This is a genomic window from Idiomarina sp. D18 (genome assembly GCF_057748155.1).
This window is the reverse complement of the sequence record NZ_CM173240.1, coordinates 2671053-2686089: the sequence shown is the minus strand read 5'-3', so window position 1 is coordinate 2686089 and position 15037 is coordinate 2671053. Positions and strand designations below refer to the sequence as shown.

The 15037-nt window shown below is 47.3% G+C and carries 14 protein-coding genes and 1 riboswitch; of the genes, 4 read left to right on the top strand and 10 right to left on the bottom strand.

Annotated elements, in window-relative coordinates; translation table 11 throughout:
* Positions 1 to 12: 12 nt before the first annotated feature.
* Positions 13 to 942, top strand: coding sequence for an oxygen-dependent tRNA uridine(34) hydroxylase TrhO (trhO, locus tag AC3AP5_RS12885; protein ID WP_487326835.1), 930 nt, complete (start codon positions 13 to 15; stop codon positions 940 to 942).
* A 57-nt stretch (positions 943 to 999) separates the two neighbouring features.
* Positions 1000 to 1476, top strand: a complete 477-nt coding sequence (locus AC3AP5_RS12880) for a Dps family protein (RefSeq protein WP_006954414.1) — start codon at positions 1000 to 1002, stop codon at positions 1474 to 1476.
* A gap of 55 nt (positions 1477 to 1531) precedes the next feature.
* Here the strand turns inward: AC3AP5_RS12880 and AC3AP5_RS12875 are convergent, their stop codons facing one another.
* Positions 1532 to 3997, bottom strand: coding sequence for a TonB-dependent receptor plug domain-containing protein (locus AC3AP5_RS12875; RefSeq protein WP_487326834.1), 2466 nt, complete (start codon positions 3995 to 3997; stop codon positions 1532 to 1534).
* A 175-nt stretch (positions 3998 to 4172) separates the two neighbouring features.
* On the opposite strand from AC3AP5_RS12875, the gene AC3AP5_RS12870 reads away from it, so the two are divergent.
* A complete protein-coding gene (locus AC3AP5_RS12870; protein WP_006954416.1) occupies positions 4173 to 4370 on the top strand; it encodes a DUF3185 family protein in 198 nt (65 codons plus the stop codon).
* 30 nt (positions 4371 to 4400) lie between these two features.
* On the opposite strand, the gene AC3AP5_RS12865 is transcribed toward AC3AP5_RS12870, so the two are convergent.
* The 9 genes from AC3AP5_RS12865 to trxA all read right to left on the bottom strand — a co-directional run bounded on the left by AC3AP5_RS12865 (position 4401) and on the right by trxA (position 13678).
* Positions 4401 to 5717, bottom strand: coding sequence for an MFS transporter (locus AC3AP5_RS12865; RefSeq protein WP_487326833.1), 1317 nt, complete (start codon positions 5715 to 5717; stop codon positions 4401 to 4403).
* 9 nt (positions 5718 to 5726) lie between these two features.
* Complete coding sequence (locus AC3AP5_RS12860) at positions 5727 to 6443, bottom strand: phosphotransferase (protein WP_487326832.1); 717 nt, start codon at positions 6441 to 6443, stop codon at positions 5727 to 5729.
* Positions 6440 to 7021, bottom strand: a complete 582-nt coding sequence (gene pnuC, locus AC3AP5_RS12855; protein ID WP_487326831.1) for a nicotinamide riboside transporter PnuC — start codon at positions 7019 to 7021, stop codon at positions 6440 to 6442. Before pnuC ends, AC3AP5_RS12860 begins: the two co-directional genes overlap by 4 nt.
* Before the next feature lie 16 nt (positions 7022 to 7037).
* On the bottom strand, positions 7038 to 7298 hold the full coding sequence (locus AC3AP5_RS12850) for a hypothetical protein (protein WP_006954420.1): 261 nt from the start codon (positions 7296 to 7298) through the stop codon (positions 7038 to 7040).
* Positions 7299 to 7307: 9 nt separating this feature from the next.
* On the bottom strand, positions 7308 to 9422 hold the full coding sequence (locus AC3AP5_RS12845; protein ID WP_487326830.1) for a TonB-dependent receptor: 2115 nt from the start codon (positions 9420 to 9422) through the stop codon (positions 7308 to 7310).
* A gap of 84 nt (positions 9423 to 9506) precedes the next feature.
* A riboswitch (TPP riboswitch) is annotated at positions 9507 to 9605 on the bottom strand.
* 35 nt (positions 9606 to 9640) lie between these two features.
* Positions 9641 to 10342: an NAD(P)H-flavin reductase gene (fre, locus tag AC3AP5_RS12840; RefSeq protein WP_286682109.1), complete on the bottom strand. Its 702-nt coding sequence runs from the start codon at positions 10340 to 10342 to the stop codon at positions 9641 to 9643.
* Positions 10343 to 11815, bottom strand: a complete 1473-nt coding sequence (gene ubiD / locus AC3AP5_RS12835; RefSeq protein ID WP_487326829.1) for a 4-hydroxy-3-polyprenylbenzoate decarboxylase — start codon at positions 11813 to 11815, stop codon at positions 10343 to 10345.
* Positions 11816 to 11818: 3 nt separating this feature from the next.
* Entirely contained in the window at positions 11819 to 13087 is a 1269-nt protein-coding gene (gene rho, locus AC3AP5_RS12830; RefSeq protein ID WP_487326828.1) for a transcription termination factor Rho, read from the bottom strand.
* Between the two features lie 264 nt (positions 13088 to 13351).
* Entirely contained in the window at positions 13352 to 13678 is a 327-nt protein-coding gene (gene trxA, locus AC3AP5_RS12825; protein ID WP_272977632.1) for a thioredoxin TrxA, read from the bottom strand.
* Positions 13679 to 13771: 93 nt separating this feature from the next.
* Between trxA and rhlB the strand changes: the two genes are divergently transcribed.
* Positions 13772 to 15037: an ATP-dependent RNA helicase RhlB gene (rhlB, locus tag AC3AP5_RS12820; protein WP_286682111.1), complete on the top strand. Its 1266-nt coding sequence runs from the start codon at positions 13772 to 13774 to the stop codon at positions 15035 to 15037.

The following is a 15037-nucleotide window of genomic DNA, read 5'->3' as shown; positions in this document are numbered from 1 at the left end:
AAGGAAGTAAACATGTATATCTGTGCAGCGCTCTATAAGTTCGTTGAACTCAACGACTTTGAATCCCTCCGTGAACCACTCTACCAAGTGATGTTAGAGAATGATGTCAAAGGCACATTATTGCTCGCACGTGAGGGCATTAACGGTACTATTTGTGGCACCCGCCAAGGCATTGACAATGTACTAGCACACATCAACGCGGATGAACGCCTCGCTGGTATTGAGCATAAAGAGTCACCGAGCGATGAACAAGCGTTCTATCGCACAAAAGTGAAGCTCAAAAACGAGATTGTCACCATGGGTGTTGATTGGGTGGATCCGAAGAACACTGTAGGCACTTATGTCGAGCCAGAAAAGTGGAACGACCTTATCTCAGATCCCGAAGTGCTTTTAATTGATACCCGTAATGAGTACGAATACGCCGTAGGCACGTTCAAAGGCTCGGTCAACCCCAAAACAGAAACCTTCCGTGAGTTCCCTGAATACGTCAAGGAGCACTTAGATCCGTCTAAACACAAAAAAGTAGCCATGTTTTGTACCGGCGGTATTCGTTGTGAAAAGTCGACAGCTTACTTGAAAGAGCAAGGATTTGATGAGGTTTATCATTTAAAAGGCGGCATCTTAAAGTACCTAGAAATGGTGCCAGAGGAAACCAGCCTTTGGGATGGTGAGTGCTTTGTCTTTGACCAGCGTGTAACGGTAAAACACGGTTTAGAGCAAGGTGCGTACGACCAGTGCTATGCTTGCCGCATGCCTATCACTGATGAAGAGAAGCAATCGGAACATTATGTGAAAGGGGTCAGTTGTCCACACTGTTACGACAAAACAACTGACGAGCAAAAAGCGCGCTATGCCGAACGCGAACGCCAAATCCAACTTGCTAAACAGCGAGGCGAAGCACATATTCGCGATGGTAAACGCGATGCCACACTACAAAACTGATCGGAATTGCGCTAGATTCGTATCAGTTCAACAGCATCGATTTACTGGAGATAGGTAATGAAGCAATTAAAAGTGATTGGTTTAGATGAGAAAAAAGCTGAGCAATTAGCCGACAAACTCAACGAGTTGTTGTCTAACTATCAGATTTTTTACATGAACGTTCGTGGCTTTCACTGGAATATTAAAGGTGAGCGCTTTTTTGAGCTACATGCCAAGTTCGAAGAAACTTACGACGATTTATTGTTGAAGATTGATGAAATTGCCGAGCGTATTTTGACATTAGGTCAACGCCCGATGCATGCCTATTCGACTTACATCAAGACCAGTGACATCGAAGAAGTCAAAGACGTTCATGATGGTCGTGCGTGTGTGGCTAACATCTTAGATAGCTATCAAACGACAATTCGCCTACAACGCGAAATTCAAGATCTGGCGAATGACGCAAATGATGAAGGCACCTCAGCACTGATGAGTGATTATATTCGCGAGCAAGAGAAAACTGCGTGGATGCTCACCTCATACCTAAACGACTAAAGTTACGAAGCTAGAAAATGAAAGCCCACCCTGCGGTGGGCTTTTTTGTGAGCGATTAAAAGCTGTACTTCGCTTTTACGTAGTAGTAGCCGCCGTTGATACCAAAAGGTAGTGTTTCCCAGCCATATTTAAAACCTGCTTGAGAGAACGGAACGCCTGCACTCCCCCATTCATCCGGATAAGTATCAAACAGGTTGTTTGCACCCACGACCAGTTTAAAATCATCAGTCAGGTCGTAACCGACCGACAAGTCAGTAAGCCACTTTCCATCCCATTTATGTTTGATACCGGTGAAAGCCTGACCTTCTACGGCGCCAAAGTAGTTAAATGCAAGATTAACGCTCCAACGATCACGCTCCCAGTCGGCCATAATCGATGCTTTCTCACTCGGTTGACCTTCTTCGATACGTAATACTTGAGTTTCGTTAAATATCTGCTCGGCAGGGATAAGTGATGAGACTGAGTTAACGCGTTCAACATCGGTATTAACAAAGCTCAACGCCGTAGTTAATACAAGATCGCCACTCAAAACTTCTGTCGGATATGACGCGATAATATCGACACCCTGCGTTTTGGTATCCACAGAGTTAGTGAAGAACTGCGCCGCGCCGAGATTGTTATTATCGAGTATAGTTGCGAACTCGGTACCAATATCTGCCGTTAGGGGCTCTGAGATAACGATGCGATCATCAATATTTATTTGATACAAATCGATGGTTAGGTCGAGTCCGTTTCGCCAACGTTTGATGATACCGATACTCGCGCTCTCAGATGTTTCTTCTTCGAGTCGGTTAATGCCAAATTGACGGGCAACTTCATCGTCATTCGACACAGTACCCGTTTGTACCAAAGTACCATTTACGATATTAGTAAGCACTTGTGAGTAATATATCTGTTGCACACCGGGCGCTCTAAAACCGGTCGCCAAAGTGCCACGGACCGAGAAATCATTGGTAATATCGTACCGCGTTGAGATTTTACCGGAGATGTTGTCACCGGCGATATCGTAATCTTCGTAACGCAACGCACCAGCAAGTAGCCAATCCGGTGTTACGTAGTACTCGGCATCAACGTATGCGCCGTAGCTATCACGTGAGGCATCTACTTCTTGTCCTGGACTAAAGCCAGGAAAGCCTTGGATACCGGCTTCTGCGGGCGCACCGGAAGGCGTTAGAATGGTTATTGAAGGATCATTGCTACGACCATAAGCCCAAGACACAGGATCACCTGCATTGATCTCATAACCATCGGTTCTAAACTCAACGCCCAAAGCCAGGTAGAGCAATTCGTTGTTGACGTCGATGGTGCCATTAAAATCGAGGTTGAAGGTGGTTTGGTCAAACACTAATTCACCATCAAAAGCCTCGGTCGGCGTGTCTGCGTAGATTCCACCGCCGGGTGCCGGCTCATAATACCAACTGACGTTTGCTGAGTTAGCGGAGTTAAAACCAAACTCATTTTTGCCATACACAATACTCGCGTCCCACAACCATGCATTGGGTAAGTCCCCCCGCAACCCAACCGCTATCGACTGATCATCCGCTTCGGTTTTAAGTTGTGGCAAAAAGCCATCTGGATAGATTGTCTCAATTGTACGAGGGTGTCCGCGACCACGGAAAAAGCCCGCTGAGCCACCATCGCGTGATGAAATACCACCAAAAGCATAGAGCTCGGTCGAGCCCGTCAATGTGTAGGCTGCGTTAAACCAAGCGTAATAGTTTTCTGAATCTGCATCACCCACATGTAAACGTACAACAGGATCACCATTACGATCCCACCAGTCACCGATTAATTGTCCACCGGTCGCTTCTAAGGTCGCTGGTGCAGCGCGATTAGTCATACCGCGATCACGATATTCTAGAGTAAAATTAAAGTAGCCTTTATCGTTCGTAGTGCCCAAGTTGAGGCCAACTTGATTAACCTCACCATCACCTTCATAAGTTTGTCCGATTTCCGCACTCACGCTTCCACCGTCTCCTGATTTAAGCGTGATGTTGATAACGCCTGCAATAGCATCCGATCCATATTGTGCGGCTGCACCATCCCGCAGGATTTCTACGCGCTCAACCGCAGTGATTGGAATCGCATTGATATCGTAGCCTGCCGAACCTTTGCCGATGGTTTCTTGAACGTTAACAAGCGCTTGTTGATGACGACGCTTACCATTGACGAGTACAAGTACTTGGTCAGGTCCTAGACCACGTAACGTCGCTGGTCGAATGATATCCGAGCCATCTGAAATGGTGGTGGAAGAAAAGTTAAACGAAGGCGCACTCATTTGAATAGCTTTACCGAGTTCAGAAGCGCCTGTCTCAGCCAGTTGCTCACTTGAGATAATGTCCACAGGTGACGCCGACTCAGTGGCCGTTCGCCCGTTTACTCGTGAACCCAAAGTAACAATACGCTCGATATTTTCAGGCACTTCTTCAGCTTGCTGTTGCTGTGCCAAAACCGGTGAGGCACTGCAAACGGCTGATACAGCAAGCGCGATGACACTCAATTTTATTGTTTTTTCTTTCATGCTCGCTCTTCCTTCACCATTTTGTAATAGTTCATTTACAGTGTTTACTTATATTGGTGAAGAATATATATATGACATTTGACGTAACGTTGACGTCAAACTAAAAAATACATGCTATGGTAGTCATTGCAGTTAAATTATTTAATATATATAACAACAAGTTAGGAAGATTCAGATGAACAAAATCGTAGGTCTTATTCTTTTAGTGGTCGGAGCAATTTTATTGTACTTTTCTTATGAGGCATCTCAGTCGCTTGCTTCTGAAGCTTCACAAATGGTCACCAATGAGCCAACGGATAACACCATGTGGTATTTAATCGGTGGTGTAGTCGCCGTGATTATTGGGTTATACGCGGTATTTAAAGGAAAGTAAGTAAATTAGACTATAAAGCAGTGTGTCTGGCTAACTGCCAGACACATTTTTAAGTGAAAGCGATGACAGTGTGGCAAGCACCCCAATGCCGACAAGTAGCCATAATACTGCCGACACACCGTAAGAAGCATCGAGCCAACCAAGCAAGATACCAGCCAGTAGAATAACGCCCATCACCGTATTAGATACTGCAGTCAACTGCGCTCGGTTATCTTGATTTGCCATGTCCACTAGGTAGGTTTTGCGCCCCACACGCGCGCCATGATGCGCCACTGCAGATAGGAACATTAAACCACCCGCCGCCCAAATTGAACTTAACGCTTGTGGGAACCAGTAATAAATCGCCAAGGCTACTAACATCACAAGCGTCGACATTACCGACGCCGCCGCCATCACATGATGGCTAGCCGAATCTGACCAACGTCCCCAAAACCGTCCGGCCAATAAGCCGGCTAAGCCACTAGCCAATAGTAAACTCCCTAGACTGGTATAGCCTGCATCGCCTTCGCGCTGAATAAGAACAACGATATAGGGAATCGCAAAAGCCGCCGCAACTAATAAAGCTCGGGTAAGGACAAAGTGACCAAAAAGCGCATTACGCCACAGTAATGACAGTGACTTTAACGCTTCGCTGATAGCGTTCCCGCCGCCCTCAGTTGCACCAGCAACTTCCGGTATACCCGCGTAGGTGATTGCCGCACAGGTCCACAGCAGCACGCCACCACCGAGCAATACGAGAAAGAGACTGCGTTGCCCCTCAACATCGGGAAACATCACAATGACTAACGCTGTCACTAAGGTCAGTAATCCCGCAGCTGAAGCGGCGACACCCGACAGTCGCCCACGCCGCGTTTTCGAGACGGTTTTGCCAGTCACGTCTTTATTGGCTACGGAACAAACTCCACGCGACAGTGAAAAAGTAATTAGGAATAAAATGACTGTCCAGCCCAACGCCGAACCGTCCAAAGTCGCGACAGCCACAAGCATTAAAGCCAATGACACGGCTTGACCACCGCTTCCGGCGACCCAAAACCACTTTCGTACAGGTTGCTCGCGTAATTTTTGCGCAACAAAGAGTTGTGGTAGTAACGCCAAAGATTCTCTTATGGGCACTAAGGCACTAATAAATACGGGTGGCGCGCCCAGTGCACTGAGCATCCAGGCTAAGACTAAACGTGCGCTCACCAGTGAATCGCCAAGTTTGGTCAGCATTAGAGAAACAAGCATCAACACGAATGAACGCGGTTGTTCATTGCATGCATTTTCGGGGATATCTTTACAAACGCGTGCGTCTTCGTCTTCAGCAAGGTAGCCGTAGACACGATTCATCAATTGCTTATCAGCCATCACATTTCCCTAATCGTCAGCTAATTGATACCAAATGTCATTGACCCATTGCATCAATTGCAGCGCAGCTAGCACATCATCCCACTTTAAAGGTACCGGCGACTGCCGACGGTACTCATCAAAGCAGTCATGCTGTTCAGCCACTGAGCAGCGATTAATTAACATAGCACTGGCAAAATCAACGGCGGGGTTACCAAAACTGGCGTACTCCCAGTCCAACGCCACAGGTCGTTCTGTTAGTACGATATTATCGAAAGAAAGATCGAAATGGCAAAGACAAGATTGCGCTGCATCAATCGTTAACTGTTCTTGCAGTGCATGTATGCGTGCTAACTGTTGCTCAGAAGCGCACGCAAAATAGCCCTCAAGGCGTTGCCAGAAAGAAGGACCCTGGTAATCAACGCGCGTTTGATGCAACGTGACCATAAGGCTGACCATGGTCGTTAGTTTTTCGGTTCGCGGTAACTGGCTTTGCGCTAGGGTAGGTCCTTCAACGAACGCTTGGAGCACCCAACGACTGTAGTCGCTATCAATAATCTGAGGGGCCAAACCTTGCACCGCCAGAGCACTTTGCAACTTCAGCTCATCCTCGCGATTAAGTAATAGCCCCTGTGCCGCATTGAGCCACTTAAACAAGTAGCTTTCCTGAGCGCAGTTAATGCGCCAAACATCGTTCACTTGTCCAGTCGATATGCGTTCAACATGTTGAGGGGCCGGCAGTTTCATGTCGTCTGAACCGCAGGTCCATCATCCACTCGCCAGCGGTACATGGCATACACCACGAGTACCAGGTAGAGCACAAATAACATGGCTGTAGCGACGAATCCTTTACTTAAATAGAGATATACATAGACCGAATCGATTACAAGCCAATACCACCAGGTTTCCATCGCCTTTTTGGTAACCAAGTAGGTCGCTAGTAGACTAAATGCGGTCGTAAAGGTATCGAGCCAAACTGCATCTGCATCGGTATAATTTTGTAAAAGCAAGGCGGTAACCACCGCAACCACTGATACCCAAACCCATTGCTTGAAATGCCACTTAAAGGAATAATGATGACCGCGTTGATTTTCCTCAATTGCAGTCCCCTGCTGTCGCCATTGCCACCAGCCATAACCTGCCATGATGACGTATATCACTTGCAGTAGCGATTCCATATACAGCTTTGCGTCCCAAAAGATGCTCGCATAAACACAACAGCTTAGCGCCGCAGCCAGCCAACACCCTTGCCTTTGATGCGCGGCGAGCACTAAGTAAGCAAGCGCAAGTAGCAAAGCGCCGAGCTCCCAAAAGGAGCTCAGCATAAGTTGGTCCATTAACTCACTTAACATGGTCAGGGGTCAGATCTTTATTGATAAACTTACAAACAAGAACCTGCGATGGCACCCGATCGTATAACCAGTTGAGTTCCTTTGTTAGGGCGCCCATGACCACCTCAAGGTCACCAAATACTTGCGTACTCATCGTGTTAGTGAGCACTGTTAAATCAGGATACTCATTCAGCCTATCAATAAACGCTTGAATCACCTCTAAGTAATTATTTGCAAGCGGATAGAGCGAGAGTTCTGCAGAAAATGGCATACAACCTCCTTAAAATGTGTAACGTGCGGTAAGGCCAAATCGACGCGGCTCACCATATTGGACGTAGGTCTCCGTCACGTATTCATCGCGCGGGTCGTTACCGAAATAGAAGCCTCGAATTTCGTAGTCTTCATCGGTTAAGTTACGTCCCCAAAGGGTAAAACGCCACTGGTTCCAATCGTAGTTAAGTTGCGCGTGCAGCAAGGCCATACTATCGGCCTGCTGATTGTGTGAGTTAGAGAAGTAAAAGCCATCTTTTAGATCGGTTTGAACGCTCCAGCTCAACGCATTCGTCAGTTGTCCCTCTAAGCCAATGTTGGCTTGGTAGTTAGGTGCGTGAGCTTGATCGCGCCCACTCATATCCCTGCCATCTTCAGTGACGAAGCCATCGATTTCCGTATCCAACCAGCCCATTGATGCAAACGCACTGATGGAATCACTCAAACGGTACCTCAGCTCGGCTTCTAACCCATAGTTACTGCCTTGTGCGGCGTTCTCAATGTAACCCACGAACGACTGATTGCGATTTACCCAGCTCTTGAGCTGCACATCATCACGCCAGTTGTAAAACGCCGCCACCCGATAACTCCAATCGCTGCGCGTGGCCTTCATACCCACTTCCGCATTCCACAATATTTCAGGGGCAAAAGTCGCACGATCGAGTAAATAGGCTTCAAGTTCGTCGAGTTGTTGGTCTTTCGCGCGCCCTAACGCCTCACCATTAACACCACCCGCTTTATAACCGCGTGCGAGCGTGGCATAAGCATAACTTTGCGGCGCATATTGATACCGTAAACTCAGATTTCCACCAACCATGGTATCGCTAGGCTCTGCAACCACTCCGTTACTATCAACATAGTCATTGTCGTAACGTTCGATACGCAAACCACCAATCCAACTCCAGTTATCGTTGACTTGCTGGACAAGCTCACCATAAACAGCTTGGTTCTGAGTTTCATAGTGACTACCGAAAATACTTGGTGAGTCGATGTCCCAATTATAGTAATCACGGGTCAGGTTCACGTCTTTACTGTAATAATAAACACCGGCTGTCCAATCTGTTGGCAAACCCCACAGGTTAATGGGTGCATCCGATGTAAAACGAACTTCAGCAGTTACATCGTCTCGCTCACGATAATACGCGTCAAAAGAAGAGTACTCCCAACCCGGAGCGATGCCGACGTAAGTCCAGTCTTCATCAAATGCGTAGTCTTTGTCAGCGCTGAGCACATTTAATGCGGCCTCGACGGTAAAATTTTCAAAACCGCTGTAATCGAGTTGTAATCGAGCTGCCGTTGAATCCAAACGATCAAACCCAGGTTCATCAGATAAGGTGGTGCGGTCGTTCTCTAAACTAAAGGCATCGTAGCCATTATCAATATCCATTTTATGGATACGCGTTTTTAAAAGCCAATCTTGCCCGAGCTGAGTATCGATGCTTAAGCGCGCAGTGAATTCATCACGTTGCTCAGTATCATCGCGGTTTAGAAAGGTATTTTCGGTGTAGCCATCTTGGTCGAATTGCATGAGGGATAAGCGTGCATTGCCCAACGCGCCCAAGGAACCACCCACAGCGCCGGCCAATGTGCTTTCAGAGTAGTTACCCACACCGATTAGCCACTCACCACTGGTAACCTCGGTGGGCCGATTCGACTCGAGCAACACCATACCCGCCAGCCCGTTAACGCCAAAGCGCCCACTTTGTGGACCACGGTAGACTTCCACTTGTCCGACATCGAATAGTGTCGCTGCAGAACCCAACCCAGAATAGTCGATGCCATCAATGACTAAGCCGACCGATGGATTAATTGCATCAACAAATTGCGAACGTTCGCCGATACCGCGGATCTGGATGAAACGTGCCGTACTGGAGCCACCCGAAAAATTGACGTTAGCAACCGAGTTCAAGACGTCCTGCAAGTGACGTGATGCGCGTTGATGCATTGAGTTTTCATCAACAATGGCGATGCTGCGAGTGGTTTGTGTGATGGTCTGCTTTTGAAAGTCACCGACCACCTCAATGGATTCATCAATAGTGGTTTCGTTGGTGTCTTGTGCCCAAACAGAAGTGCTGCTCAGCACACCGATCAGAAGCGCAGATAGTTTAAAACTGTTGTTATGCATGGATCATTTCCCTTATTGACTGCAAAGAAACGACCCGGTTGGATCAGTCAGAGACTGATACTGAAGGAGGTTATTCACTCATTGTATGCGAGACTTTACCATCCCTACGCCAGTATTAACCGGATCAGGTAAAAAGGGTTCGCTTTCGCATCTCAGCCTAAAAAGGCACCCCTTGGTACTCGGGCGCTAGTATAACGCCTTGTTTAAAATTGGCAAACCTAGATGAATGCCAACGCGTCACCGTGCATATTTTCCATTGGCACATCACGTGCCGTAAAATCATCACGAATGACACGAACCATTTCAAAACGCCCAGCCATATAAATCTGACATTCAGACAAATTCGGCTGCTGAGCCATGACTTCGTGATGGACTAAACCAACGCCATAAGCCCAACCCTGCGGCGCCTCTTCGACCACAGGATGGTAAGTAAATAATGGATGTTGAGTTGCTAATGCCTGCAGCTCCTTATGCAAATAAAGGTCATCCGCCGACTTTGCGCCCCAATAGAAATAAACAGGTTTATCTAAGCCATCTGTCAGCAATTTTTGCAAAATAGAATATGTGTAAGAGAAGCCCGTACCTCCGGCAATCAACACCGTATCTCCAGCACGATCGGACTTAAATACAGCCTCACCCGCCGGTGCTTCAATGGTGAGTTCGCCTTTATCTTTTACAACATCCAATACTTCTGTCGCGTAGCTGTTATCCGGTGGCGCGCCAATATGAAGTAACCATTCTTTATGCGCAGTCGGTGCAGACGCAATGCTAAACGGCCGTTTATCTCGCTCGCCCATCACCACCATTAAGTACTGACCCGCTTCAAATTTTGTCGCCTCAGGTAAGGTCACACTGACTTCCCAGACGTGCTCTGCTAACTGACGGCTCACATGCGCTTTACAGTGCATCACTTGCGACATTTACTTCTCCAAAATATTTAATTCATCCCACAGCGAATCAACGCGCTGCTTGACTGCTTCGCTCATCACGATGGGTTCGCCCCACTCACGATTAGTCTCCCCGGGCCACTTATTCGTGGCATCGAGACCCATTTTTGAGCCTAGACCCGAAACCGGTGAAGCAAAGTCTAAATAGTCAATTGGCGTATGCTCAACCATCGTCGTATCTCGCGCTGGATCCATACGCGTTGTCATCGCCCAAATTACGTCCTTCCAGTCGCGCGCGTTGACATCATCGTCACACACGATGACAAACTTGGTATACATGAATTGTCGTAAAAAAGACCAAACACCCATCATCACACGCTTTGCATGACCGGGGTATTGCTTTTTCATGGTCACAACGGCCAATCGATACGAGCAACCTTCGGGCGGTAAATAAAAGTCGACTATTTCTGGAAACTGTTTTTGTAAAAGCGGAATAAACACTTCGTTCAATGCAACACCCAATACGGCGGGCTCATCCGGCGGACGCCCGGTATAGGTACTGTGGTAGATTGGATCTTTACGATGTGTAATGTGAGTCACTGTGAAGACAGGGAACTCATCCACTTCGTTGTAATAACCGGTATGGTCGCCGTAAGGCCCTTCCGGCGCCATTTCTCCCGGCTCAATATAGCCTTCTAAGATCATCTCAGCGTGAGCCGGCACTTGTAAGTCGTTGCTTACACTCTGAGTCACTTGCGTACGACTATCGCGTAACAAGCCAGCAAAAGCATACTCCGATAAACTGTCTGGAACCGGCGTGACCGCCCCCAAAATTGTTGCAGGATCAGCGCCCAAAGCGACCGACACAGGAAACCGTTCACCCGGATTTTGCTGACACCATTCCTGGAAGTCGAGCGCGCCGCCACGGTGCGACAACCAACGCATGATGAGCTTATTTTTGCCAAGTACCTGTTGGCGGTAAATACCCAAGTTCTGACGCTCTTTGTGCGGACCTCGGGTAATCGTTAAACCCCACGTAATTAAAGGTGCGGCATCACCTGGCCAACAATGTTGAATAGGCAACTGGGTCAAGTCAACGTCATCACCCTCTACAACCACTTCTTGGCACGGCGCCTTTTTAATCGACTTAGGTGCCATGCTCAGCACTTTTTTGTACGTGGGTAGTAGATTTAGCGCGTCTTTGAAGCCTTTAGGGGGTTCAGGCTCTTTCAAAAAAGCCAATAGCTTACCGACATCACGCAGTGCAGTGACCGATGTTTGTCCCATACCCATGGCGACACGGTCGGGAGTACCAAATAAATTGGCGAGCACCGGGATGGTGTGACCTTTCACATTCTCAAATAACAATGCCGGCCCGCCCGCTTTTAGCGTGCGGTCGGCAATTTCTGTCATTTCTAAGTATGGATCGATCTCGTGTTGAATACGCTTGAGTTCACCTTTCGCCTCAAGCTGCTGAATAAAATCACGCAGATCTTGATATTTCATAGGTTAACTATTGCGTTGACGCTTCATTGACTCAAAGAACTCGTCGTTGGTTTTGGTCATTTGCAGACGATCGATTAAGAACTCCATGGCCTCAACTTCACCCATCGGGTTCATGATCTTACGTAGTATCCACATCTTCTGCAGTTCGTCTTGAGATGTAAGTAGTTCCTCACGACGAGTACCAGAGCGGTTAAAGTCAATCGCTGGGAATACACGGCGCTCTGCAAGCTTACGGTTTAAGTGCAGCTCCATGTTACCGGTACCTTTAAACTCTTCGTAGATGACTTCATCCATCTTCGAGCCAGTATCAATCAGTGCCGTCGCAATAATGGTTAAGCTACCGCCTTCCTCGACATTACGCGCAGCGCCAAAGAAGCGCTTAGGCTTATGTAACGCATTGGCATCAACACCACCAGTCAGTACTTTACCTGAACTGGGAATCACGGTGTTGTAAGCACGCGCTAAACGCGTGATTGAGTCGAGCAAGATAACCACATCTTTTTTGTGTTCAACTAGACGCTTAGCTTTCTCAATCACCATCTCCGCAACCTGGACGTGACGGTTTGCCGGTTCATCAAACGTCGACGCAACCACTTCGCCTTTAACCAAGCGATGCATTTCGGTCACTTCTTCTGGACGTTCATCAATCAACAATACGATGAGTTCAGCATCAGGGTGATTGGCTGCTAACGACGTTGCAATGTTTTGCAGCAACATGGTTTTACCCGCCTTAGGCGGCGCAACGATAAGACCACGCTGACCTTTACCGATAGGTGCTGATAAATCGAGCACACGTGCAGTGATGTCTTCAGTACTGCCGTTACCACGTTCAAGGTGGAAGCGCTCATTCGCATGCAGAGGCGTTAGGTTTTCGAATAGGATCTTATTACGTGAGTTCTCTGGTTTATCAAAGTTTACTTCACGAATTTTTAGTAGAGCAAAGTAGCGTTCGCTATCTTTCGGAGGGCGAATCTTACCGCCAATCGTATCACCGGTACGCAAGTTAAAGCGTCGGATCTGACTCGGCGAGACATAAATGTCATCGGGTCCTGCGAGATATGAAGAATCGGCTGAGCGTAAAAAGCCAAAGCCATCTTGCAATATTTCTAGGACACCACCGCCGTATATATCCTCACCACTTTTGGCGTGCGCCTTTAAAATCGCGAAGATAATGTCTTGCTTACGCAGACGAGCCATGTTTTCAAGGCCCATGCTATCGGCTAGTTCTACTAATTCATTTACAGGTTTATTTTTAAGTTCAGTCAGATTCATAGGGGGGTTTCGAATTATCGATTCATCACAAAGTCGGTAAGGACTCGCTAAGGTTATAAGTTAGGGTTACATTAAAATTTGAAATTTGGATTCCGAGCGGTTGGAAATCGAGTCAAGAAAGACTTGTTTTGCGTGCAATGATTAGCGCACATTGCCTCGATGCTCAGTTAATGAGCAAAACCTAACACCAAACTTCGGATTCGTCCAGTTTTTAGGCCATAAAAATTAAAAAACGGCGTCATGGACGCCGTTTTTTACGATCAATTAGATGTGTTGATCAAGAAACTCAGTTAATTGAGCTCGAGACAACGCACCTACTTTAGTGGCAACCACTTCACCGTTTTTAAACAACAGCAAGGTAGGGATACCACGAATACCATATTTCGGTGGCGTCTGATCGTTATGGTCTACGTTCAGCTTGCCGATGATCAAGCGACCTTCGTAGTCTTTCGAAATATCGTCCAAAATAGGCGCAATCATTTTACAAGGACCGCACCATTCTGCCCAAAAGTCTACTAAAACAGGTTTATCAGAATTGATGACATCTGCTTCAAAGCTGTCATCGCTAAGCTGAACAATTACTTCACTCATGTTAATCTCCGCTACTCTTTTCGCGACTAATGTGTGTATGATGATATTATTTCTGTTTTTGATTACAAGCGCAAACTGATATGCTTATAACCTATGAATAAAACACATTTAACTGAAACTCGATTTGAAACGCTGGGTTTGCATGACAAAATCCAACAGGCTCTCACGTCTGCAGGATTTGAAAATTGCACGCCTATTCAAGCACTTAGCCTACCAGTGGCGCTCTCTAATCAGGATGTAGCAGGCCAAGCCCAAACAGGTACCGGCAAAACCTTGGCATTTTTGTTAGCAACTTTCAACCGATTAATGCAATCGCAAAAATCGTCTGAAGCGGGTCCCCGCGCTATCATTATGGCACCGACGCGTGAACTTGCGATACAAATTGCCAACGATGCGAAAATTCTTACACAAACATGCGAGCTGAAAACGGCCGTTATTTATGGTGGTGAGGGTTATGAGGCGCAGCAGCAGCAATTAGCAGATAAACCCGACATCATCATTGGTACAACGGGTCGGATTATTGACTTCTATAAGCAAAGCTTATTCCCTCTCGATAACATCGAGGTGGTGGTACTCGATGAGGCTGATCGCATGTTCGATTTGGGCTTTATCAACGACATCCGGTATTTACTAAAGGCCATGCCCGATCCGAGTGAGCGACTCAACTTGTTGTTTTCTGCCACTTTATCTTATCGGGTGCAGGAGCTGGCGTATGAGCATATGAATGCGCCAACCAAAGTCGAGGTGGAGCCTCAACAGAAAACCGGCGTACGTATTTCGGAGGAGCTATTTTATCCGTCTAAGTACGACAAGATGCCGCTGTTGCTCACGTTGATTGAGGAAGACTGGCCTGATCGCGCTATCGTATTTGCCAACACCAAGCATGGTTGCGACAAAGTTTATCAATGGCTCGACATTAACGGTCACCGGGTGGGCCTCTTAACGGGCGATGTACCACAAAAGAAACGCCTGAAAATTTTGGATGACTTTGCCGAGGGGCACCTCGATATTTTAGTGGCAACCGACGTCGCAGCGCGCGGACTCCACATCCCAGAAGTTACGCACGTTTATAATTTCGACTTACCAGACGACTGCGAAGACTATGTACACCGTATTGGTCGAACAGGTCGTGCGGGAGCGAGTGGCGCAGCTGTTAGTCTTGCATGCGAAGAGTATGTCTATAACTTGCCTGCGATTGAAGACTATATCGGTCATACGATTCCGGTTACGAAATACGACGAGACCGCGATTCTGACGGATTTAAAACGTCCTCGAAATCAAAATCGTCGCCGCCGTGGGCCACATCCTAATAACCGTAATCGTAACCGTAATAACAAGCACCGAGGTCCTAAGAACTAA